The sequence below is a fragment of the Pseudoalteromonas sp. CST2 genome (assembly GCF_028599385.1).
Taxonomy (GTDB): Bacteria; Pseudomonadota; Gammaproteobacteria; order Enterobacterales; family Alteromonadaceae; genus Pseudoalteromonas; species Pseudoalteromonas atlantica.
Genome location: NZ_JAQREO010000003.1, coordinates 47,523 through 69,931, shown reverse-complemented (window position 1 = coordinate 69,931; position 22,409 = coordinate 47,523). Strand labels below are relative to the sequence as shown.

The 22,409-nt window shown below is 41.5% G+C and carries 21 protein-coding genes; 13 read left to right on the top strand and 8 right to left on the bottom strand.

The genetic code is table 11. The features are described 5' to 3' along the window. Positions 1-4: 4 nt before the first annotated feature. The 3 genes from PSH41_RS05175 to PSH41_RS05165 are packed head-to-tail and all read left to right on the top strand — an operon-like array spanning position 5 to position 2,273. Positions 5-343, top strand: coding sequence for a hypothetical protein (locus PSH41_RS05175; protein WP_064385857.1), 339 nt, complete (start codon positions 5-7; stop codon positions 341-343). Next, positions 340-1,935 carry a PepSY-associated TM helix domain-containing protein gene (locus PSH41_RS05170; RefSeq protein ID WP_273588573.1) on the top strand — a complete coding sequence of 532 codons (1,596 nt, stop codon included), beginning with the start codon at positions 340-342 and terminating at the stop codon, positions 1,933-1,935. The genes PSH41_RS05175 and PSH41_RS05170 overlap by 4 nt, the downstream gene beginning before the upstream one ends. Then, positions 1,932-2,273: a DUF3325 domain-containing protein gene (locus PSH41_RS05165; RefSeq protein ID WP_055254328.1), complete on the top strand. Its 342-nt coding sequence runs from the start codon at positions 1,932-1,934 to the stop codon at positions 2,271-2,273. The genes PSH41_RS05170 and PSH41_RS05165 overlap by 4 nt, the downstream gene beginning before the upstream one ends. 237 nt (positions 2,274-2,510) lie before the next feature. Here PSH41_RS05165 and PSH41_RS05160 read toward each other — a convergent pair whose 3' ends face one another. Next, positions 2,511-3,032 (bottom strand): lipocalin family protein, encoded by a 522-nt coding sequence (locus PSH41_RS05160; protein WP_004588274.1) that lies wholly within the window; start codon positions 3,030-3,032, stop codon positions 2,511-2,513. Between the two features lie 120 nt (positions 3,033-3,152). Between PSH41_RS05160 and PSH41_RS05155 the strand changes: the two genes are divergently transcribed. Genes PSH41_RS05155 through PSH41_RS05145 form a run of 3 tightly spaced genes read left to right on the top strand, consistent with a single transcriptional unit; the run spans position 3,153 to position 4,562 of the window. Beyond that, positions 3,153-3,608 (top strand): YaiI/YqxD family protein, encoded by a 456-nt coding sequence (locus PSH41_RS05155; protein WP_004588273.1) that lies wholly within the window; start codon positions 3,153-3,155, stop codon positions 3,606-3,608. A gap of 1 nt (position 3,609) precedes the next feature. Then, positions 3,610-4,152: a DUF6942 family protein gene (locus tag PSH41_RS05150; RefSeq protein ID WP_273588574.1), complete on the top strand. Its 543-nt coding sequence runs from the start codon at positions 3,610-3,612 to the stop codon at positions 4,150-4,152. A 17-nt stretch (positions 4,153-4,169) separates the two neighbouring features. Beyond that, entirely contained in the window at positions 4,170-4,562 is a 393-nt protein-coding gene (locus PSH41_RS05145; protein WP_273588575.1) for an ACT domain-containing protein, read from the top strand. A 125-nt stretch (positions 4,563-4,687) separates the two neighbouring features. On the opposite strand, the gene PSH41_RS05140 is transcribed toward PSH41_RS05145, so the two are convergent. After that, positions 4,688-5,569 carry a LysR family transcriptional regulator gene (locus PSH41_RS05140; protein ID WP_273588576.1) on the bottom strand — a complete coding sequence of 294 codons (882 nt, stop codon included), beginning with the start codon at positions 5,567-5,569 and terminating at the stop codon, positions 4,688-4,690. 144 nt (positions 5,570-5,713) lie between these two features. On the opposite strand from PSH41_RS05140, the gene PSH41_RS05135 reads away from it, so the two are divergent. Together PSH41_RS05135 and PSH41_RS05130 are read left to right on the top strand one after the other, a co-directional pair. Further along, the gene (locus tag PSH41_RS05135) at positions 5,714-6,319 is read left to right on the top strand and encodes a short chain dehydrogenase (RefSeq protein ID WP_054982054.1); all 606 of its coding nucleotides are present in this window, start codon (positions 5,714-5,716) and stop codon (positions 6,317-6,319) included. Positions 6,320-6,422: 103 nt separating this feature from the next. Then, positions 6,423-6,593 carry a hypothetical protein gene (locus PSH41_RS05130; RefSeq protein ID WP_273588577.1) on the top strand — a complete coding sequence of 57 codons (171 nt, stop codon included), beginning with the start codon at positions 6,423-6,425 and terminating at the stop codon, positions 6,591-6,593. Position 6,594: 1 nt separating this feature from the next. Here PSH41_RS05130 and PSH41_RS05125 read toward each other — a convergent pair whose 3' ends face one another. From PSH41_RS05125 to PSH41_RS05105, 5 genes are all read right to left on the bottom strand, one after another. Next, positions 6,595-7,251 (bottom strand): class I SAM-dependent methyltransferase, encoded by a 657-nt coding sequence (locus tag PSH41_RS05125; protein WP_024033000.1) that lies wholly within the window; start codon positions 7,249-7,251, stop codon positions 6,595-6,597. Positions 7,252-7,263: 12 nt separating this feature from the next. Next, positions 7,264-10,914 (bottom strand): SbcC/MukB-like Walker B domain-containing protein, encoded by a 3,651-nt coding sequence (locus tag PSH41_RS05120; RefSeq protein ID WP_273588578.1) that lies wholly within the window; start codon positions 10,912-10,914, stop codon positions 7,264-7,266. Next, a complete protein-coding gene (locus PSH41_RS05115) occupies positions 10,911-12,158 on the bottom strand; it encodes an exonuclease SbcCD subunit D (protein ID WP_273588579.1) in 1,248 nt (415 codons plus the stop codon). The genes PSH41_RS05120 and PSH41_RS05115 overlap by 4 nt, the downstream gene beginning before the upstream one ends. 77 nt (positions 12,159-12,235) lie before the next feature. Further along, the gene (locus PSH41_RS05110; protein WP_004588266.1) at positions 12,236-12,472 is read right to left on the bottom strand and encodes a hypothetical protein; all 237 of its coding nucleotides are present in this window, start codon (positions 12,470-12,472) and stop codon (positions 12,236-12,238) included. 135 nt (positions 12,473-12,607) lie between these two features. Further along, positions 12,608-12,844 (bottom strand): hypothetical protein, encoded by a 237-nt coding sequence (locus tag PSH41_RS05105; RefSeq protein WP_004588265.1) that lies wholly within the window; start codon positions 12,842-12,844, stop codon positions 12,608-12,610. A gap of 381 nt (positions 12,845-13,225) precedes the next feature. On the opposite strand from PSH41_RS05105, the gene PSH41_RS05100 reads away from it, so the two are divergent. The 4 genes from PSH41_RS05100 (at position 13,226) to PSH41_RS05085 (ending at position 17,931) form a co-directional block, all read left to right on the top strand. Next, on the top strand, positions 13,226-15,661 hold the full coding sequence (locus tag PSH41_RS05100; RefSeq protein WP_273588580.1) for a M1 family metallopeptidase: 2,436 nt from the start codon (positions 13,226-13,228) through the stop codon (positions 15,659-15,661). Next, positions 15,661-16,152 (top strand): DUF6702 family protein, encoded by a 492-nt coding sequence (locus PSH41_RS05095; protein WP_004588263.1) that lies wholly within the window; start codon positions 15,661-15,663, stop codon positions 16,150-16,152. Before PSH41_RS05100 ends, PSH41_RS05095 begins: the two co-directional genes overlap by 1 nt. A gap of 257 nt (positions 16,153-16,409) precedes the next feature. After that, positions 16,410-17,027 (top strand): HAD family hydrolase, encoded by a 618-nt coding sequence (locus PSH41_RS05090; RefSeq protein ID WP_004588262.1) that lies wholly within the window; start codon positions 16,410-16,412, stop codon positions 17,025-17,027. Between the two features lie 178 nt (positions 17,028-17,205). Further along, positions 17,206-17,931: a YebC/PmpR family DNA-binding transcriptional regulator gene (locus tag PSH41_RS05085; protein ID WP_121638623.1), complete on the top strand. Its 726-nt coding sequence runs from the start codon at positions 17,206-17,208 to the stop codon at positions 17,929-17,931. 292 nt (positions 17,932-18,223) lie between these two features. On the opposite strand, the gene PSH41_RS05080 is transcribed toward PSH41_RS05085, so the two are convergent. After that, complete coding sequence (locus PSH41_RS05080) at positions 18,224-20,416, bottom strand: malate synthase G (protein ID WP_273588581.1); 2,193 nt, start codon at positions 20,414-20,416, stop codon at positions 18,224-18,226. A 236-nt stretch (positions 20,417-20,652) separates the two neighbouring features. Between PSH41_RS05080 and PSH41_RS05075 the strand changes: the two genes are divergently transcribed. Continuing rightward, on the top strand, positions 20,653-22,254 hold the full coding sequence (locus PSH41_RS05075) for an isocitrate lyase (RefSeq protein ID WP_004587182.1): 1,602 nt from the start codon (positions 20,653-20,655) through the stop codon (positions 22,252-22,254). Positions 22,255-22,409 lie beyond the last annotated feature (155 nt).

Genomic DNA, 22,409 nt, shown 5'->3' with positions numbered 1-22,409 from the left:
AACTATGCAGGCACCTCTGCACATAGCACCTTTTACAAAAACTAACCTAGCTGCGCTTTTAAAGGTGGCCCAAAGCTATAGAGTGTTAGTATTTTTGCGTTTTATTATTGCCATTGTGGGTGGCTATGCGTTTACCTCAGCGTGTATTTCATTATTAAGTGTACTGCTGCCCATTCCTAAGCAAGATGCCGTTTTACTGTGTGTGTCTATCAGTATTTTAATTTACGCCGCAGTGTTTATTTATGCGTTTTCGGTTAAGTCGTTAAAAACTGTTTGGATCAGTATTTTACTAAGTACCGGTTTTTTTGTTGCTGTATTGGCATTACTGAAGGGTTGGCTATGAAAGACAGTTTTTTTAGGTCGATGACCTGGCTACATACCTGGGTGGGCTTACTTACCTGTTGGATTATTTACGTAATATTTTTTGCAGGCACAGCGAGCTTTTTTAGAGACGAAATAAATCTGTGGAATCAGCCGGCTATACACAATGTGCAAGCCCAAACCGACAGAGTGGCCGCGCAAAGGCAGCAAATTATTAATGGCTTTGATTATTTAAATCAGCACGCTGAAAATTCCCCTAGTTGGCGTATTACCTTGCCCGAAGAGCGAATACCGTATTTGGTATATGGCTATGCAAAACCTAAAGAGCCGGGGCAGCGCCGCAGCCAGTTTGTAAATACCCAATTAAACCCAAACACCATGCAAGCGCTGCCTTCTTTTGTTGAAAGTAAAGGCGGTAACTTTTTTTACCGGTTGCATTATCAGCTTTATTATTTAGATGCCATAACAGGGCGCTGGGTAGTGTGTTTTGCCAGCTTTTTTATGCTACTGGCAATAATTTCGGGCGTGGTTATTCATAAGCGCATATTTAAAGATATGTTTACTTTTAGGCGCAATAAAGGGACTCGTAGCTGGTTAGATGCACATAATTTAAGCTCGGTACTTGCCCTACCGTTTCATTTAATGATTACCTACACAGGCATTATTACGCTTATATTTATGTTGTTCCCCTACCCTGCGTTAACGACGTACGACAAGGGTATGCGTGGCTTTTTTAACGATGTAACACCTAGCAATAACGTGACTAATAACGCCCAAGGCAGTGCAGAATTGCTCCCTATAAACACTATTTTGGATCAAGTTTATACTAAGTGGCCTAGTGCAGATATTACGCGTGTTCAGGTTAGTAAACCGAATATGGCCGCTTCAACAGTAACGGTATTGGTAAGCCCTGCGAAGGCGCTTCGCGATCAATCTCCACGGCTTTTGTTTAGTGGCGCTACGGGCGAGTTAGTTGCACAAACTGATGACGAACTTAGCAGTAGTAAAGCACTTTATGAATCACTTAACTCTATGCATACAGGGCGCTTTGCTACGCCTTTACTGCGCTGGCTATACGTACTTGGCGGTATTGCAGGCTGCGTAATGATTGGCTCTGGCTGCATAATGTGGGCTAAACGCATACGCGAGCGTAATAAGGGTAAAGCCTCATTTGGCTTACAATTAGTCGAAGCTTTAAACCTTGCCACCATTATGGGCTTACCACTGGCTACTTGCACCTTTTTTATTGCCAATAGATTACTTAGTCCAACCGTAGCAGGGCGTGATGAAAAAGAAGTTACAGCGTTCTTTTTAGCGTGGTTAGTGGTTGCCGTTATGGCACTTTTAAAGCGCGATAGGCTGCAATGGCGTGTAATGGCAGCCATAAATGCCCTCGCCTGTTTGAGTGTACCGGCAATAAATGCGCTTACCACACAGGGCAATATAGTGAGCTACTTACTTAATAAGCAATGGGCCTTGTTTATTTTCGATGCGGTATTTTTACTGTTTAGCATACTGTTTTTAGTACAAACCGAAAAATTACGTACTGCTTCTAGCGCATCTAAAAAAACAGCTAATAAGCTAGCCGATAATAAAAAGGGGCAAAAAGCATGATTGATTTACTAAGCTTTAGCCTCTGTTTGTTTGCTTTTAATGGTTTTGCTTTGGCAAAACCAGCGCATTTTAAAACGGTGTTTACAACGCGTCCCTCTAAGCTGCAAAGTAATTTGCTGCTAATAGTTGCCTGGATCAGTATTTTACTAAGTTTATTGTTCTGTGTGGTTACGCAGCAGGGATACGGTGCTTTACTGTTTTGTGGCTTTATGGGGCTAAGTGTATTAATTATAACGATTTTTTATAATTTTATAGAAAAGTTGATTAAGCCATTTAGCTTTTTAAATATGTTACTGATTGGCTTATCAGGGCTATTACTGGCAGTAAATTCACTTTAGTTAGTAAAAACCTGATCCAAAGAAAACCCTTAATTTTAGGCAAAAAAATGGCAAGCTATAAAGCTTGCCAACAATAGGGGGATATTCAGTATGTCCAACACTTGCATGTCTCGTTGCAAGTGCAGCTAATATAGCCCTAACATATTTAACTTACCTTACAGTGAGGTGATCGTTTTATTACAGCTGTAACAATCATTTGCTCAACAACTGTAAAGCCCCTTTACATAGCTAAATAACCTATTGTTTAACCCAAATAATTTGCTCTGTAGCAAAGCCTAGTTTGTTGGCTTTAGCTATAAAATGTTGTTTAAGTTTGTCACTAACGGTCGGTGTACGCGATAAAAACCATAAAAAGTCGCGGTTATAACTTGTAATAAACGCATATTGGTAGTCGTCTTGGTCTAATTCAAAAATAACGTAAGCACCATAAAATGGGCCAAAAAACGAGACTTTAAAATGGCCTGTGTCAGTACCTTCTACAAATTTAGCTAAGCCCTGTGCTTCATCCCACTTTTGCTCTTTAGTTATAAAACCTTTGTTGAGCACTTTTACTGTGCCATCGTCATTTACGGTGTAAGTCGCGGTTACTTGCTCCATACCCTCTTCGAATGAGTGATCAAGGCGGGCAATTTCGTACCACTTACCTTTGTACTGCTCTAAGTCAAAGTTTTTAACCGGAGTAATGCCCTCAGGTGCACTAGTACAGGCGGTGAGTAAAAATAACCCTGTAATGAGTAAAATAGTCGTAATGGCCTTCATGAAAGCTCCTTTTTAAAAGTGATGTTGTTGGTACGGCTCTAAGCCAATAAAGTTTGCTAGCCGATTAAAATAAATTGCTATAGGATCAGCTAAATACTAGAGCAATTAAAAGATTTAAGCATGAAAATATGGGTAGATGCCGACGCATGCCCTGTGGTAATAAAAGAAATACTTTTTAGAGCCGCTGAGCGCACGCAAACACCAACCATTTTAGTAGCTAACCATGCAATGCGCATTCCGCCTTCAAAATTTATAAGCCGCGTACAGGTTTCGAGCGGGTTTGATGTGGCCGATGACGAAATAGTAAAACGCGTAGAAAAAGGCGATTTAGTTATTACTGGCGACATACCGCTTGCCAGTGAAGTTATAGATAACGGTGGCCAAGCACTTAACCCGCGTGGTGAGCTTTACACGCCAGAGAATATTCGCTCGTTATTAAACGTGCGCGACTTTATGGATACCATGCGCTCAAGCGGCGTAGAAATGAGTGGCGGGCCACCACCGCTTAGCCAAACCGACCGCCAAAACTTTGCCAATAACCTCGACCGTATTTTAGCGCAGAAAAAGGCGAGCTAGTGTGAGTGAGCAACTAATTGGCTTAGGTGAGCAAGCCTTTAGCGTAGCCGTTTATGTGGCAAAAGCGCCGCCTATGCCCTACTTTGAAACCCTACAAAGTGTTGAGCCTGTAATAAACGAGCAAATAAATACCATAAACCAGCACTGTGGTAATGGCTGGCGTAAAGTGTTTAACGTATACGCTAAAGTTTTGTTTGCGCTACCGAGTGAGCATTACAGTTTTGCTAAACAAGCCGCTAGCTGGCAAGCATATCGCGATACATTTTTACTGCAAAAAAACAGTAAAACAGCGCTGTTATTTAGTGCGCCCATCATTAACGGCATAAATAAAAACCAACTGCATATTATTGCTGGGCGAACCCATGCTAAAAACTTATTACAGCAAGGTAAGATTAATGCGCAATTTAATTGGTTAGACGATGAGTTTGCAATTGATACAACGAATAACATTATCGTGTGCCCGTTCTTTGATTACCGGCAGTTAAGTAATATTAAAATAGCCCGATTAAGCGAGCTAGTTGCCAAGCTTAAAACATCTAATTGAAAATGTAAGGACTCAACATGGCGGGAATTTTAGAGCTAAATACATTATTAAAATCAATGAACCCTGAGCTTAAACAAGGTGAATATATATTTTGCTGTTTAGCAGGCAGCCTTGCCGACTACGTTCATTTAAACCCGCTTGCCAGTTACGTTGAAGAAGAAGGCCTAACCCTTATTTTAAATGCAGATACCGCCAATAAAGCCGGTATTACTTATGAAGCTAAATATAATTTAATTACCCTTAATGTGCATTCAAGCCTTGAGGCTGTTGGGTTAACCGCTGCGGTATCGGCCAAATTAACCGAGCATAATATTAGCGCTAACGTAGTAGCTGCGTTTTATCACGACCATATTTTTATACAAACCGATAAAGCTCAGGCCGCGATGAAAGCACTTGGTGAGATTTCTTGAGTTTGCGGGCACAGCAACATGTTAGGTGATGTGGATATTAGCGCATCGGGTGGCGCTTCGCTTAACCGACCTACGTTTTAGGATGAGCTTGTCTTAAGCGTTTGATCAGAATTAATATATCCAAATTACTCAACCACTAACTTTGACACTACCCATTTATGCAGTGGGTTTTTATTGTAGCGTGGATGCCACGCAGCTATTACATCAAACGGGGCTGGCAGCTGCTGTAGCTCTATCTTTACCAGTTCGGAGCTTACCGCGCGTGAGGGTAAAAACGCGATGGAGTCGGTGGTTTCTAGGTACATAGGCACAATTGAAAAACACGGTGCCGATACAACAACATTGCGCGTTAAATCAAAGCTTTTAAACCAATCGTCAATAGAGCCTTTAAAATTTAGGCGCGAAGGTGAGGCTATAATGCTTGGGTAACTGGCTATTTGTGCAAGGGTTGGTTTTGTGCCTGCTATTGATGAGTTAGCTGAAGTAACGCAAATATGTTGCTCTTCAAATAACTTAATAATGGGGTAAGTACTTGGGATGTAGTCGGGGAAGGCAATGGCTAAATCAACTTTACCGTTTTCCATTAAATCGTGCAGGCTGTCGAGTTCAAAGTCTCTTATTATTAATTTTAAATTAGGCGCTTGCTCTCTTAACTCTTTTACAAGCGCTGGCAAAACAACTTGCTGTGCGTAGTCGGTAGCGGCTATTACAAACGCACCATCAACTGTTTTTGGGTCAAATATTTTAGGCGCTAATAATGCCTGAAAATCGTTTAGCAGCTTGTCTATATCTACCGATAACTCTTCTGCATAAGGCGTTGGCACAAAGCCGGTGGTTTTTCTTAAAAACAGCTGGTCGCTAAATACATCACGCAGCTTTTTGAGTTGCTCACTCACAGCTTGTTGGGTTAAGCCTAATTTACTCGCCGCTTTTGATGCGTTTTTTTCGCGAATGAGCGCCTGGAAAATACGCAGCTGCTTTATATCTAGCCTGTCTAACTTACTCATGCCAATGCCTTTGTTGTTTTAGCATTATTAACGTATCACATTACCATTTATTTTTGTATCACTTACATGAAGTGGTTGTTTCTAATTGTCGAGCTACCCCCTTATTATGCCCCTACACACTAAATTGAATGATTGGAGCAAACAATGAAAACAGTAATTTTAATCGGTGCACTGGGCAAAATGGGTCAAGCGGCATTGACCGGTTTATCTAAGCATAAAGTAATTACAGCGGGTCGCTCGGGCGATGTAGATCATATTGTTGATATTACGAGTGAAGCGTCAATTACCGCTTTGTACGAAAAAGTAGGCCACTTTGATGCCCTAGTAAATACAGTGGGTTTATGCGAATACGAAACCTTTGCTGATATGAGCGAAGAGCAGTGGATGACGACCATTATGAGCAAAATGATGGGGCAAATTAACCTTGTACGTATTGGTCAAAAGTACATTGCTGATGGCGGCTCATTTACGCTAATTAGCGGTATTTTAAACGTTAAACCGATTCCTTTTGCGATTGCCGATGCAACAACAAGCGGCGCAATTGATACATTTGCAAAATGCGTATCACTGGAAATGCCACGTGGCACGCGTATTAATGTGGTTAACCCTACTGTGCTTGAAGAAGCGTGGGACGTATATGGCGAAATGATGCCAGGTTTTCAACCCGTACCAAGCAAGCTTGTAGGTAAAGCGTTTGAGCGCTCGGTTGATGGCTTTATTACTGGCGAAGTTATTTTTGTAGATGCATAACTACCCGCCATATTGGTGAGTGACGTGGCAAATTAAACAAATAAGCGCTCTGCATTAACAGTAACTGCAAAGCGCTTAAATACAGATTTTAATAGGTGATGAAATGAAAAAATTAATATCCGTATTTGCGATATTATTGGCCGCAGGCTGTGCCAGTGTAGCACCAAGCTCGCAATATGTTAGCGAGCCAGGTGCCGATTCTAATAAAGAATGTAAAACCATACCGCGCCATAAACATACGGTTAAATGGTGCAGGCCGCATCCTTCAAGATAAGTTAAACAACGTATCCGCTAAAACCAAGCGCTTTAAAATAAAGCTTAGGAATACCGTATTTGCATTCATTAAGTAACTCGCTAAAGCGCATTCTATCAAGTGGGTAAAATTCACTGTCTAAGTTTTGAGCTGTGTAGGCTTGCCCTGCATCACTTAAGCCTAAATCGGCACACACAGTAATTTGTGCTTCGCGCTCAAAGTCGGTTTCGGGTTTCATTAAATCGCTAATAAATAAGTTTGCGCCTTTATTTAAATTAGCTTTAATATTTTTTAATAGCTGCTTTTTGCTGCCGTCGTCTTTTAAAAAGTGCATTACGAGTAAGCATAGGGCCGCATCGGCCTTAGTAGATAGCTTATCAAGCTCGCCTTCAATAACATTAACGCGCTTTGCTATGCCGTGCTCTTCAAATGCTTGTTTAGCAATTGCGAGCATATCACTTGAGGTATCTTGCGCGGTAAATTGCCAAGTAGGGTTAAGCGCGGCAAGGGCGAGTATTTCTTTGCCTGTGCCTGCGCCCACGACTAAAATATGTGCGTTATCTTTGAGGGTTGCTTTAAGTTGAGCATTAGTAAGTTGGTGCAATAGCTCATAACCAGGGACTAAACGGGTAATGCGGTCGTTGTAATGCGTTGCTTGCTCGCCTGTGAATGTTGGCATTTTTTAACTCCTTTATAAGACTTCAACAGTGGAGTATCCACCACTTTTTTTACTTACATGTACTTGCGTGGCTACGCGTTCACTCATTTCACTCACATGCGATATAACCCCTACTTTACGGCCTTGTGCTTGTAATGAGTCGAGTGCGTCCATAGCAACGCTGAGTGTTTCGCTATCTAACGTACCAAACCCTTCGTCAATAAACAAAGAGTTGATTTGCACTTTGTTTGAAGAAAGCGATGCAAGCCCTAATGCCAGTGCTAGTGATACTAAAAAAGATTCACCACCAGAGAGCGTATTAACAGAGCGTTGTTCGTCGGCCATATCGCGGTCAATAATGGCTATATCGAGCGATTGCGCAATGGCAGTGAGCTCGTAGCGTTTATTGAGGGTTTTTAAATGGCTGTTAGCATAATGCAGCAATATTTTAAGGGTTTGTGTTTGCGCTAAATTACGCATGGTTTTACCGGTTGCATCCCCTAATACTTTATTAAGCACGTGCCACTGCTCTACCTGCTTTTTAAGGGTAGCAAGTTCAGCGTGTTTGCCTTTAAGTGCTTTGGCGTTTTGATTGTGTTGCTCAAGCGCGGTATTAGTGCCAAGCAAACTATTTTGTAGCTCAGTTTGTTCATTAGCTAAGGACGTTTCTTGTTCTGCTAATTGGCTTTCGCTTTTTTCGGGCTTGTTAGTATTTTGGTGATCTGTTTGCGCCTTTTGCTGTTGCTTAAGCGCTGCATTTGCGTCTGTAAGTGCTGCTAAACGCTGCTCAAACTGCATTAATTGCTCTTTTATTTGCTCACTAGTCAGAGTTAGTAAAATAGCGATCTGTTCGTGATTTACCTCGCTATATTGCGCTTTAAAGTCGTTAAACCAGGCATTGTAGCGCTCTTCAAGTGTACTTTGCTCTTGAATTTGCTCTGCCAAGCGCTGCTCAATGTTTTTGAGTGTTATAGCGTGCTCATCGCGTTTTTTAATTGCGCTGTCGTGGGCTTGTTGGCTTGTATGTAATGCCTTTTGGCATTGCTCAAGCTGCGTATTAAGTTTTGCTTGGTAATCATCAGCACTTAGTGGCTCGTTGTTAAATAAAGCAAGGCGCTCTGTGCGCGTGGTGTTTTGCAGTTGTTGCGCTTTGGCTAAATCGTCGTTTAAAACTTTAAGCGCTTGCTCGCTTTTAGCTATTAACGGTGTGAGTTGCTGTAATTGCTGATTAGCGCTGTCTATTTGTTTTTGACTTTGTTCAAGCTGAACTTGTGTTTGCTGGAACTGCTCAACCTGCTGGCTTAAATCGCTCATATTTAGCGTGTTGTTTTGCAATTGCTGCCAAAAGTCACTGTGCTCAAACTGTGCATTAAGGGTGCTGGTAAGCTCGTTAACTTGCGTATTTAACTCTGCATGTTTAGTGTTTATTTGGCCAAGCTTATTGGTTAATTCAACATGCTGATTATGCAATTGCTGCTGTGTATGTTGCTCGGCTTTTAAGTTATTTATTAGCTGATTTACTTTTTCTTGCAGGGCTGTTTGCTGTTTTTGCGATTCAAAATAGTGCGACTTTTGACTGCTGAGCTGGGCGTATGTTTCATCAAGCTGCTGTGCTGTTAAGTCGTTAAGCTCTGTACGTGCCCCTTGCATTGTTGTTTTAATTTCTAGCTGCTTTGCCTGTGCGCTCTGTATAGCTTGGCTGTATTGAGCGTGCTCAGTGACAAGTACAGCATGTTGAGTTTGGTGCTGATGCAGCTTAGCTTGGGCGCTATCGTGTTGCTGCTTAGCTAGGTTATAACTTGTTTCAAAATCGGCTATTAGGTTATTTAATTGCGGGTTTTGGCTGCTTGCATACGGGTGCTCTTTTGCCCCGCACACTACACATGGCTCGTTAGGGGTAAGCTGCGTGCGTAAATGCTCTACGTTTTCGCTGGCACGCAGGCGAGCTTGGTTTAATGCGTATTCATTGTGTTTAAGTGCTTGCTCGCACGAGGCTAAGCTTTGTTGCAATGTTGTTTGCGTTTGCTCACTGTGTACAAGCTTGGCCGCAACCGCCGCTTGTTGTTGTGTGCTGTGTTTTATTTCTTGATTAAACTGCTGGTAGCGCAAGCGCTGATCTTTTAAATATTCAATATTTTTAAGTTTGCTATCGCATTGTTCAATATTAAATTGGCGTTGTTGCTCACTTAGCTGGTTAAGATCTTTTTGTTGATGCGCAAGTTGTTGCTCTTGCAGCTCTACTTTTTTAGTTTGCTCTGCTAACAGCGCCGCTTGTTTAGTTTGCTCTTCTAACAGCTGTTGGTTTTGCGAAGCGGTTGCCTTTATTTGCTCATTGGCACTTAAATACGTATTAAAGCTATGTTGGTAATAATTCCAATCATTAGCCAATGGTTTAAGCTGCGTGTGCTCGTTTAGCCACGTTTGATGCCCAGTGCTGAGTTTGTTTGCCTCATCAAGTGCATGTTGGCTTTGCGTATACTGCGTTTGTAATTCGCTAAGTTGCTGCTGCTCTTTTTCGCTTTGCTGAGTCAGGTTTGTAATAGTTTGTGCGTGTATAGCAAGTTGGCTGTCGAGCTCGCGGGCTTTTGCAATAATTGGCTCTGCCGTTTGCTTTTGCTCTTGCGCTGTTTTTAACTCGCTTTGCTTTGTTGTAAGTGTTGCGGCCTGCTCTTTTATAAGCGCAGCATGGTCAATCGCTTTTAAATCGCTTATTTGCGTACTAAGTGCTTTGTTTTGCGCCGTTAAGTACTCATGACGTTTGCGGTTGTCTTTTATTTCAAGGGCGCTTTGTGCTTGTTTAGCTTGCTCACTTTGCTTTGCTATTGCGTCAAGCTGTTGTTGCGCGTGTTGTTGCTGCTCTACTGCGTGTTCTAGTGCCTGCGATAAGCTAGCTGCTTGCTTATACCAATTTAAGTCTTGCTCTGTTGCTGCATGCGTTTTTTTAGTTTGCTCAATTTTTTTAAGTAACTCATCGCGCTGGGTTTGTTTAGCACTTAATTCGTCATCGCTTAACAAGGTGTAGCTTGCAAGGCTTGCATTAAGTAATTCATATTGATCTTTTAGCGCTTTATTACGCTCAAAAATACGTTTACCTATTAAGCTAAATTTATCGGTGCCGGTTAAACACTCTAAAAGTTGTGCGCGTTCATCGCCTGTGGCTTTTAAAAAGGCTGCAAACTCGTGCTGTGCTAACAATACCGCGCGGGAAAACTGCTCAAAGTTAAGTCCTATCTTGCTTTCAACGTCTTTTATGGTTTGGCTTTTATCGGCTATTAGGGTTTCATCGGGCAAGGTTAGTAACGTATGCTCAGCTACTTTTAACTTGCCTGTTGCTTTTTTGTGGGTGCGGGTAATAACGTAGCGTGCGCGGTATAATTGTTTGTCTTGGCCAACAAAATCAACTTCAGCAAAGCCTTCCCATTTGCCTCTGCGCAGTAAGTTACGCGCATCGTTTAGCTTTATGCTGTCGCCGTTAAAATCAATTAAGTTGCCTTTATCGCCTTTTAAGCGTGCTGTTTTAGTATAAAGCGCTAAACAAATAGCATCTAAAAAGGTGCTTTTACCTGCGCCTGTGTCGCCGGTTATAGCAAACAAGCCCGCATCTTTTAGTGGAGCTTGAGTAAAGTCGATTTCGGCATCGACTATTGAGGCTAAATTATGAATACGAACTGCGGTTATTTTCATAGTTGCTCTTGCTCCGTCAGCTCACTTATTACATCGTTTAACAGTGTTTTTAGCTCATCTGGTACAGCTTGGCCGGCCATATCTTTGTCGTTTGCAAAGGCTTGTTCTAATAAGTTTAATGGGTTGAGCATTTCAATTTCGCTTAAATCTTTAAATACGGCGCTGTTATCACTTGTTGTGGTTTGTTCTCGAACCCGCTCAATGCCGCAAAATTTTACGTGTTTACCCTCAAGTGCCTGCTCTATTTGTTCTCTAAAGGTGGTGTCGGTATCACTTGATTTAAGTTTTACGCGTAAATAAGGGGCAATAGTATGTTGTGATGTATCGAGCGCTTTAATTTGCTCGCATAACTCGCTCAATGGCACGCACTCCCCTTTTGGTAAAATAATCACTTCAGCAGAGCGTGGAATGTAAAGGGGGTTTACAGATGTGCTAATAGTTTGTTTTTCATCACTTTTAAATTCTACTATATTAACTTGGTGCGTGTACTTACGCTCTGAAAACGACATAGGAATGGGCGTACCGCTGTAACGAATAACGTCTTTTTTAGCGACTTGCTGTGCTTTGTGTAAATGCCCCAATGCTACGTAGTCTGCCTTGTTACCAAATACACTGGCCGAAATAGACTCCTCCCCACCAATCACTAAATTACGTTCTGAGTCACTTGAAATATCACCGCCTTTGGCATGTAAGTGCCCCATTACAATTAACGGCGAATTTTGCGCGTTAATGCTATAGGCGTGATCAAGTGCAAGCTGATAGGCTTTGTCAACGCCTTGTGCGTAACTAGGGCCGTTTTTAGTATGGCTAAGTGAACTTATATCGCTGGTACGTAAAAAAGGCATAGCGACGATTACAGCGCGTTTATTTTGCGTATTTATTTCAATCACGGTATTGACTGGGTCGGTTACTTCAAAGCGCCCCACTACATGGGTGTCAAACTGAGCAAGTAAGGGCTGCGCCGCTAATATACGATTTGCTGAGTCGTGGTTGCCGGCAATAATAACAACATGCAATTGCGGGCAACGCTTTTTAGCATCTTTTATAAATTGGTAAAGTTGGTTTTCGGCGCTGGCACTGGGTGTGGCTGTATGATAAATGTCGCCTGCAACTAAAAGTATATCTATGTGTTGCTCTACTAGGGTGCTAAGTAGCCAAGTAAAAAATGCAGCGTGCTCATCACGGCGGTCATGTTCATAAAATTGTTGGCCTAGGTGCCAATCTGAGGTGTGGAGAACTTTCATATCGCGCTCTTAAAAAACCATAAGAGCGCCAATATACCCAAGGCAAGTAAAGATGCAAGCCTCGGGAGGGCTTTAGTTTAGGTAAAACTATATATAGCAATAATAATGACAGGAAGCGCTAACAAAGCCATACCTAGCGGCATTTTTAAACTTTTAGTTTGCTTTGCTTGCAATGCTTTTATGGCATTCGTTTCGTTACAGGCGGCTACTTTATCAATATAAAAATAACCTGAGTCTAGATACTGCTTACAACTTTGCTGATTTGCTGGAATGGCTATTAGCTCTTGTTGTTTTTTTAGGATATAAAAATCCATACACCCACCACATTGCTTACTGGTAATAAGTACATATTTGAGAATAATTGTAACGATTTTATTATGCTCAAATAAAAAAAGTGGGCGATTTTAAATATAAAATGCACTAAATATCAACCTAAAATTTCACTATTTTTAATTTATCGTATAAATAGTTAATATTAGTGAGATCACGGCAATATTTGCGCCAATTATTAGCCACTTTTTACTGTGTTTTTGTTCAGTAGATAGGCGTTTTAGTGCATCTTGCTTATTGCATGCCGACACCACGTTAACATACGAATATTGGTTTGATTCGTAGCGCTCTAGTAAGTCTTTATCAGCAGGGATAGCTTCGAGCTGATGATCTTTTTTTACAATGTAAAATTTCATATCGGGCTCCTTTAGTTTAAATATGCTGCTTAATTTGTATTGAACCTGAGCGCATTAAAACCGTGTAAACACTGCTAACGCTATAAATTTAAGCTCAATTTAAACAACATATTTTTGCACCTTAATTTAATCCTAAGCTAATGGCATGAATTAGGCCTGAACCCTTATGAATACTGTGTTTGTACCTTAATTAATACACATCAACTAGCTGTAAAGTGTAAACCCCTTTACAGTTTTAAAAGTGGCTTAATTTACTGATTCAAAAACCATGTTAAAACAACGTGAATATTACCGTGTTTAATGGGCGGTTGGTCGCTAATTAATTGAACAAAAATAGTAACTTTGTCAAAGTACGCTCACAAAATTCCACTAGGACTCATAATGAAAAAAACAGTTCTTACGCTAAGCGCGTTTGTGTTGCCTTTGGCAATGTCGGGCGCTGTGTTAGCGTCATCCGTTGAGCAAACTAAAGGCTCATTCGTTGATAAGTTTCGCCAGTTAGACGAAGCGCTTCCTACCCCAAATGTTTATCGTAGTGCCGCCGGTGAGCCTGGCGAAAAATACTGGCAGCAACGTGTTAATTACGACATAGATGTAAAGCTTGATGAAAAAAAGCGCCGCTTAACAGCAAGCCAAAGCATTGAGTATAAAAATAACTCGCCGCATACACTTAAATATTTGTGGTTACAGTTAGATCAAAATATTTTTAAAAGCGACTCAATTGCCGAAACCACAAAAACGTTTAAAAGCACGCTAAATAGTTTACCTGCACAAAAGCCGGCTAAATTAAGTTTAGGAGAGCTACGTCGTCAACAATTTATGAGCGACAACGAGTTAGGCTATACAATTAGCAATGTAAAAGATGACAATGGCGATGAACTGCGCGTTACTGTTGTTGATACGCTAATGCGTATAGATTTAAACGAGCCATTAAAACCAGGCAAAGAAGCTGAGTTTAGTATGAACTTTGCTTTTAACATTGTTGAAGAAGATGCCGTAGGTGCACGTTCTGGTTACGAGCACTTTGAAGAAGATGGCAACGATATATTTTTACTTGCGCAGTGGTTTCCGCGTTTAGCTGCTTACACCGATTACGAAGCATGGACAAACAAGCCGTTTTTAGGCCGTGGTGAGTTTACGCTTGAGTTTGGTGATTACGATGTAGAAATTACTGTACCTGCTGATCATATTGTATCGGCAACAGGTAAGTTAGATAACGCAAGCAAAGTGCTTACACGCACGCAGCGTAACCGCTTAGAAAAAGCTGAAACAGCAAAGCGCCCTGTATTTATTGTTACTGAAGAAGAAGCGTTAGAAAACGAAAAACAAGGTACCGATAAAACAAAAACGTGGCACTTTAAAGCAGAAAATGTGCGTGACTTTGCGTGGGCGTCGTCGCGTAAATTTATGTGGGATGCAAAGGGCTACCAGCAAGGTGGCGATGAACAACCTTTAGTGATGGCTATGTCGTTTTACCCTAAAGAAGGTGGCGATTTATGGAAAAAGTATTCAACTGAATCTGTAGTACATACAATGGAAGTGTACTCTCGCTATTCATTTGATTACCCATACCCTGTAGCGCAATCGGTAAATGGCCCTGTAGGTGGTATGGAATACCCAATGATCACTTTTAATGGCCCACGTACAGAGCTGCAAGATGATGGCTCGCGCACTTATTCTCAAGCTGAAAAACGCTTTTTAATTGGCGTGGTTATTCATGAAGTTGGCCATATTTACTTCCCTATGATTGTAAACTCTGATGAGCGCCAATGGACCTGGATGGATGAAGGTTTAAATAGCTTTTTAGATGGCGTTGCAGGGCGTGAATGGGACCCAACTATACCGTGGGGTGTTGAGCCGCGCGATATTGTGAGCTACATGAAATCGCAAAACCAAGTACCTATTATGACGCAGTCAGACAGCGTACTTCGTTTAGGTCCTAATGCTTATACTAAACCAGCTGCGGCACTTAATATTTTACGTGAAGTTATTTTAGGCCGTGACTTATTCGACTTTGCGTTTAAAGAGTACGCACAGCGCTGGAAATACAAGCGCCCTACTCCAGCAGATTTTTTCCGTACCATGGAAGAAGCCTCGGGTGTTGATTTAGATTGGTTTTGGCGCGGCTGGTTTTACAGCACCGACCATGTAGATATCTCGTTAGATAAAGTGTATCAATTACGTTTAGATACTAAAAACCCTGATATTGACTTTAAACGCTTACGCGATATAGAAGCAGACAAACCAACATCACTATTTGTTAAGCGCAACCGTGAAGAAGGTAAGCAAACTTGGGTTGAAAAAAATCCAGATATTACCGACTTTTACGACGAAAACGACCGCTTTACTGTTACCAATAAAGAACGAAACGCGTACAACAAGTTTTTAAAAGGCTTAGAGCCGTGGGAGCGTAAAACGCTAGATCGCGCGCTTGAAGAAGATAAAAACTACTATGTTATGGAGTTTTCAAATCTAGGTGGCTTGGTAATGCCTATTTTATTAGAGCTAACTTATGAAGATGGCACAACCGAAGAGCGTTACATTCCGGCTGAAATTTGGCGCCGTAATCACAAAAATGTACAAAAGCTTATTGTTACAGATAAAAATAAGCCATTGGTATCGGTAAGCGTTGACCCTCGCTGGGAAACAGCTGATGTAGATGTTGAGAACAACAACTACCCTCGTCGTATTATTCCTTCACGTATTGAAGTGTATAAAAAGAAAAAGAGTAAAGCGAAAGTAAGTCGAGATATTATGCAAGACATTAAAACTGAGCTTAAAAAAGACGAGAAAAAAGATGGTGAGGAGCAACAATAATGCGCTTTTTGCTTATTATTGTTTGCCTTTTAGTTGCTGCGCCAAGTATGGCGCATCAACTAAAGTCATCGGTTACTACGGTGCTTTTTAATAAACGCACTAACAATATTGAGCTTATGCATCGCTTTTATTTACATGATACTGAGCATGCTGTAGCGCATTTATTTAATGGAAAAGCCGATATCATTAGCAACAAGGCCGACCAACAACGTTTTGTAGAGTATGTTGAGTCGCATGTTGCGCTGCAAACCTTAAAGGGTAAGCCATTAACGCTTAGCCAAGTCGGTGCGCAAATTGATGGAAAGTTTTTTTGGGTGTATCAAGAAGCTCCTATCCCAAAAGGGATTGAAGGCATAAAAATGAGTAACGGCGCACTGCGTGACTTATGGCCTTCTCAAGTAAATATGGTAAACGTAGAAGGTAAAGGCAAGATTAAAACCCTTCACTTTACCCAAAACGATACCTGGCTCGAGGCTAAGTTCGAGCAATAAGTACTTCCCCAACCTACGCGCACTGCAGTTTATGTGCGCGTATTCTCCTTTTGTTTATGCTGTGTTCATTTTTGATCTGTTATTACTAGCTGTTCGTAGAATTTTAGTAATTAATTGGTGTTTATAAGGCTAAGTAATAGATAAGTGAATACTTTTCTAATAATTTGTTTGATAAACATTTGCTAAATTATTCTCATGAAGTAGAGTCATTATGTGTACACATGTTGTATTGATTTTTACCCCATTCAAGGAATGATATGAAAGCTCAAGTAGAGGCTATTCAAGGAGTTATATTTGATTTAGATGGCACGTTAGTATCGTCTGAGTTAGATTTCTCTCTTATAAAAGCACAAATAGGTTGCCCATGCGAGCAAGACCTACTTGATTATATTGCCCAGCTTCCATCGCCCTACATGCGTGAAGAAGCGATGAATATAGTGCATCAGCACGAGCTGCAAGACGCTCAGTTTGCCACTATATTGCCAGGCGTAACCGAAGCCGTTAACGCCCTTAAAGTTAAAAATATTCCTATGGCTATTGTTACCCGCAATTTTGATAAAGCGGCAGCAATAAAGCTGCAAAATAACCCGCTACCTATCGAAACGGTATTAACCCGTAGCGATGCCCCAGCCAAACCCGATCCCAGTGCCTTAAATGCAATTGCCACGCTTTGGAATATAAACGCCAGCAACTTGTTATACGTAGGGGATTTTTTATACGACATTCAAGCAGCACATAATGCAAATATGCGCGCTTGTTTGTACGCGCCAAACGCGGTGCCTATTTATGCCGACCAAGCTGATTACGTTTTACGTGAATTTACCGAATTAGTTACTTTAGTCGAAAGTTACTCACAAAAAGTAGAGTTATGTTAAATAGCGCTTAACTTTTATTGTTGCGTAATTACTCCAGTGTTATTTGCATAGGAGCAGCTGTATTTATTTAGCAAATAGGTTGTTTTAAATTCAGTTTGTAAAGTTCAACAGACCCTAGCCCAATAGGGTTCGAATTGGTAAAATATTGCAAAATTAACGTATTGATTAGAGGCACAAGATGGGCAGAGCATTTGAAGTCCGTAAGAGCTCGATGGCTAAAACAGCCAACGCAAAAACTAAAGTTAACTCAAAGTACGGTAAAGAAATTTATGTTGCCGCTAAAAATGGCGAACCAGACCCCGATGTCAATCAATCACTGCGTCGTCTAATAGAAAAAGCAAAAAAAGACCAGGTTCCTGCTCACGTAATAGAAAAAGCAATTGAAAAAGCAGCCGGTGGGGCAGGGGAAGATTATTCTCCCGCACGTTACGAAGGCTATGGCCCAGGTAACTGCATGGTTATTGTTGATTGCTTAACCGACAACCCAAACCGTACAATTAAAGACGTACGTTTACCGTTTACCAAAACAGATTCAAAAATTGGTACACCGGGCTGTGTTGCACATATGTTTGATCATCTTGCTGTACTTGGTTTTGCCGGTGACGATGACGAAGTGATCCTTGAAGCACTAATGATGGCTGACGTTGATGTAACCGACGTTGAAGTTGAAAATGGTAAAGTGTCGGTATTTGCACCCCATACTGAGTACTATAAAGCGAAAACAGCGCTTGAGGAAAACTTTGAAGGGATTAACTTTGAAGTAGATGAAATTACGTTTGTTCCGCAAGTGCATGTAGAAATTGAAGATGAAGAAGTTATTGCTAATTTTGACAAGTTCATCAACATGCTTGAAGACTGTGATGACGTTCAAAACGTGTATCACAATGCAATAATTAAAAATTAATTTAGCGCTAGGTACAGTGAGCACTAAATAAATAACGGCACTAGGGCGTGTTGACCTTTGGCGCTTGAATTTGCAGCAGTATGTTTGGTTTTTAGGCAAGGCAGAGCCTATGAAGTGTGGTTATTCCCCATAAATAGGCGATAACGTAGCATAAATGCCAAACATACGCTGCCCTTTTGGGTTCTGCCTAGGTTGAACAAATTTCAATCTGCAAAGATCAACACGCCCTAATAAACAAAAAGCGCGTTTTGTGTAGGCAAAACGCGCTTTTTTGCTGTTAAACTAATGTTAGCTATTCAGCTAGGTTATGGTGTTTTGCTTTATATTTTAAGCGGTAACTGTGTAATAAGGGCTCGGTGTAGCCACTTGGCTGCTTAGCACCTTCTAATACAAGTGCTAAAGCGGCTTGATAAGCAATACTATTTTTAAGTGACTCTTCGCTTTGTGCCATTGGCTCGTACGCGCTGTCGTGCTCATTTTGGCCATCAACCACTTTAGCCATTTTAGCCATAATCGACTCTATTTGTTGTTGAGTACACACCCCATGCTGTAGCCAGTTTGCCATATGTTGACTTGAAATACGCAAGGTTGCTCTGTCTTCCATTAAGCCTATGTGGTTAATATCAGGCACTTTTGAGCAGCCAATACCTTGGTCTATCCAGCGTACTACGTAGCCTAAAATGCCTTGTGCATTGTTCTCAAGCTCACTTTGAATATCTTCTTTACTGAGCGTTTGCGGCTGAGCCATTAAAGGCGGTGTAAGTAAATCAGTAAGGCTTGCCATACCTCGTTTGGCAATTTCTTTTTGCTCGGTAAATACATCTACATCGTGATAATGCATAGCGTGCAAAGTGGCTGCGGTAGGCGAGGGCACCCACGCGGTATTAGCGCCAGATTGTACATGAGCAAGCTTTTGCTCCATCATAAGTGCCATTTTATCTGGCATAGGCCACATACCTTTACCTATTTGTGCTTTACCGCTTAGGCCGCAGGCAAGGCCTGTATCAACGTTACGGTCTTCGTATGCTTTGATCCACGGCTGAGCTTTAATAGCGGCCTTTGGCAAAGCGACCCCTGCGTGCATAGAGGTATGAATTTCATCGCCCGTGCGGTCTAAAAAGCCAGTATTTATAAACACCGCGCGCGCTTTTGCTGCGTGTATACAGGCTTTTAAATTGACTGAAGTACGGCGCTCTTCATCCATAATCCCCATTTTTAGGGTATTTTTTGGCAAGCTAAGCGCTTCTTCTACCATGCTAAAAAGCGTATTTGTAAAAGCAACTTCTTCAGGGCCATGCATTTTGGGTTTTACAATATTGATGCTTTGCGCACTGGTGTTTTTAATGCCTGTTTTTTTATTTAAATCGTGCAGGGCTGCGGTTGCGCTAAACATCGCATCCATAATGCCCTCAAATACGGGTTGGCCGTAAATGTCAGTAATAGCAGGGTTTGTCATTAAGTGGCCTACATTACGGACAAACATCATGCTTCGGCCTTTAAGCGTAAGGCTACTGCCATCAAGGGCTGTATATTGTCTATCGCTTTGTAAAGTACGCTCTATGGTTTTATCGCCTTTTTTAAACGATTCAACCAAGTTACCTTGCATTAAACCCAGCCAGTTTTTGTAAACTTGTACTTTATCCTCGGCATCTACTGCGGCAACAGAGTCTTCGCAATCCATAATGGTTGTTAGTGCAGCTTCAAGCAAAACATCTTTTAATCCTGCTTTGTCGGCTTGGCCAATAGGGTGGTGATGGTCTATTTGCAGCTCTACATGCAGGCCATTGTTTTTTAATAAAATAGCACTTGGGTTTTGCGCCTCGCCTTGGTAGCCAATAAGTTGCTCAGGGTTTTTTAATTGAGTATGCGAGCTGTCTCTTAGGGTGATCGACAAGGCGCCTTCAACAATTGAGTAGTTGGTGCTTTCTATGTGTGAGCCATTTTTAAGGGGCAGGGCTTTATCTAAAAATTGGCGCGCATACGCCATTACTTTAAAACCACGAACCGGATTATACGTAGCGCCTTTTTCAGCGCCGTCGTCTTCACTTAATACGTCGGTGCCGTATAGCGCATCGTATAACGAACCCCAGCGCGCGTTAGCCGCATTAAGCGCAAACCGTGCGTTGCTAACAGGCACAACAAGCTGAGGGCCTGCGCTGAGTGCTATTTCGGGCTCTACATTTTGCGTTTCAATGGCAAAGTCTGCAGGCTCTGGTACTAGGTAGCCAATGTCTGTTAAAAACGCTTGGTACTGCGCGCTATCCCAGGTTTTATTTGTTTTATGGTAGTCATCTATTTGTTGTTGTAGCTGCTCGCGCTTAGCTAAAAGAGCGTTATTTTTCGGGGTAAGCGTTTGTACTATGTTTGCAAAGCTTTGCCAAAATTGCTGCTCAGATAAATGAGTGCCTGGGAGTAGCTGTGTTTTTACAAAGTTGGCCAGCTGTGTATCTACGCTTAGCCCTGAGTGTGTGAGAGTGTGTGCCATATTTACCTTCCTTAAACGGTCGCGGTGTTGTTGTGTGCGTTAAAGCAACAATAACGCAAAAAAGGCTCAGTGCGTGCTTTTTAGTCATTCACAAAAAATATAGCGGTAATAACAACTATAAATTTACTAAATCTAAAAAATAAGCCTAATGTTGAATTAAGCGATACGGAGCACACACTCCTAGCCACTCTCACAATAATTTAAATAATTTATAGACCCGTTCGAAGGATTTTATTATGACAACATACACACGTGAAACCGATACTCTAGCAACACTTTGCCAATCTCAAGGTAGCGCATGGAAAGCCATTAACCCTGAATATGCAAGCCGCATGCGTTTACAAAACCGTTTTCGTACGGGGATTGAAATTGCACAATACACCGCAGATGTAATGCGTGAAGATATGGCCGCTTACGATAAAGACACCAGCCAATACACACAATCTTTAGGTTGTTGGCATGGTTTTACTGCGCAACAAATGATGATGGCAATAAAGCGTCATCAAAAAACAACTAAGCGCAGTTATGTTTACTTAAGTGGTTGGATGGTTGCTGCACTTCGCTCTGCATTTGGCCCGTTACCGGATCAAAGCATGCACGAAAAAACCTCAGTGCCTGCGCTTATTGAAGAGATTTATACATTTTTAAAACAAGCCGATGCCCGTGAACTAGACCACTTATTTAATGATCTAGACGAAGCGAAAGCCAATGGCGGCGATGTACAAGCGGTGCTTGATAAAATTGATAATTTTGAGACGCATGTAGTGCCTATTATTGCCGATATTGATGCTGGTTTTGGTAACGAAGAAGCAACCTACCTACTTGCTAAAAAGATGATTGAAGCAGGTGCGTGTGCCATTCAAATAGAAAACCAAGTGTCTGACGCTAAACAATGTGGTCACCAAGCAGGTAAAGTAACTGTACCGCACGAAGATTTTTTAGCAAAAATTAATGCTGTACGTTACGCGTTTTTAGAACTCGGTATTGATAACGGTATTATTGTTGCGCGTACCGACTCATTAGGTGCAAGCCTTACGCAAAAAGTGCCTGTGTCTCAAACGCCAGGAGACTTAGCTAGCCAGTACAACGCGTTTTTAGAAACCACACCTATTAACGGTGTAGATGATTTAAACGAAGGCGATACGGCAATGAAAATTAATGGCCAATTATGTAAGCCAACGCGTTTAGAAAACGGTTTATACCAATTCCGCGAAGGCACTGAAAAAGACCGCGTAGTACTAGATTGTGTAACAAGCTTACAATCGGGCGCTGACTTATTGTGGATTGAAACCGAAAAACCACATGTTAAACAAATTGCAGAGCTAGTTAACCGCGTTAAAGAGCAAGTACCTGATGCTAAGCTTGTTTATAACAATTCACCGTCATTTAACTGGACGCTTAAGTTCCGTGAGCAAGTGTACCAAGAGTGGCAAGAAGCGGGTCGCGATTTGAGCGCTTACCCAAGCCTAGGTGATAATAAAGGCCTAATGGCGCCAGAAATGGACGATACAGAGCTTGCTGCTGAAGCGGATGTATTAGTACAAAACTTCCAGCGCGATGGTGCACGTGAAGCGGGTATTTTCCATCACTTAATTACACTGCCTACATACCATACGGCTGCACTAAGCACCGATATTTTATCAGAAGGTTACTTTGGTGATATGGGCATGCTTGCTTATGTACGTGATGTACAACGCCAAGAAATTCGCCGCGAGCAAGCCTCAGTTAAGCACCAAGATTTAGCAGGGTCTAATATTGGCGATACGCACAAAGAGTACTTCTCTGGTGAAAACGCACTTAAAGCCGGTGGTGAAGATAACACCATGAACCAGTTTTAACTTTTCTAGATAGTGTTACTCAAGGGCCGTAAGGCCCTTTTTTTATTGTATTAATATAAATCGGACTCGGCTAAATTTAGTTTGGATCACAATTTAACTAGGTAGATATTAAGTACAGCTATATGGCTGCTTTTTTACTGTAAAGCCGCTTTAAA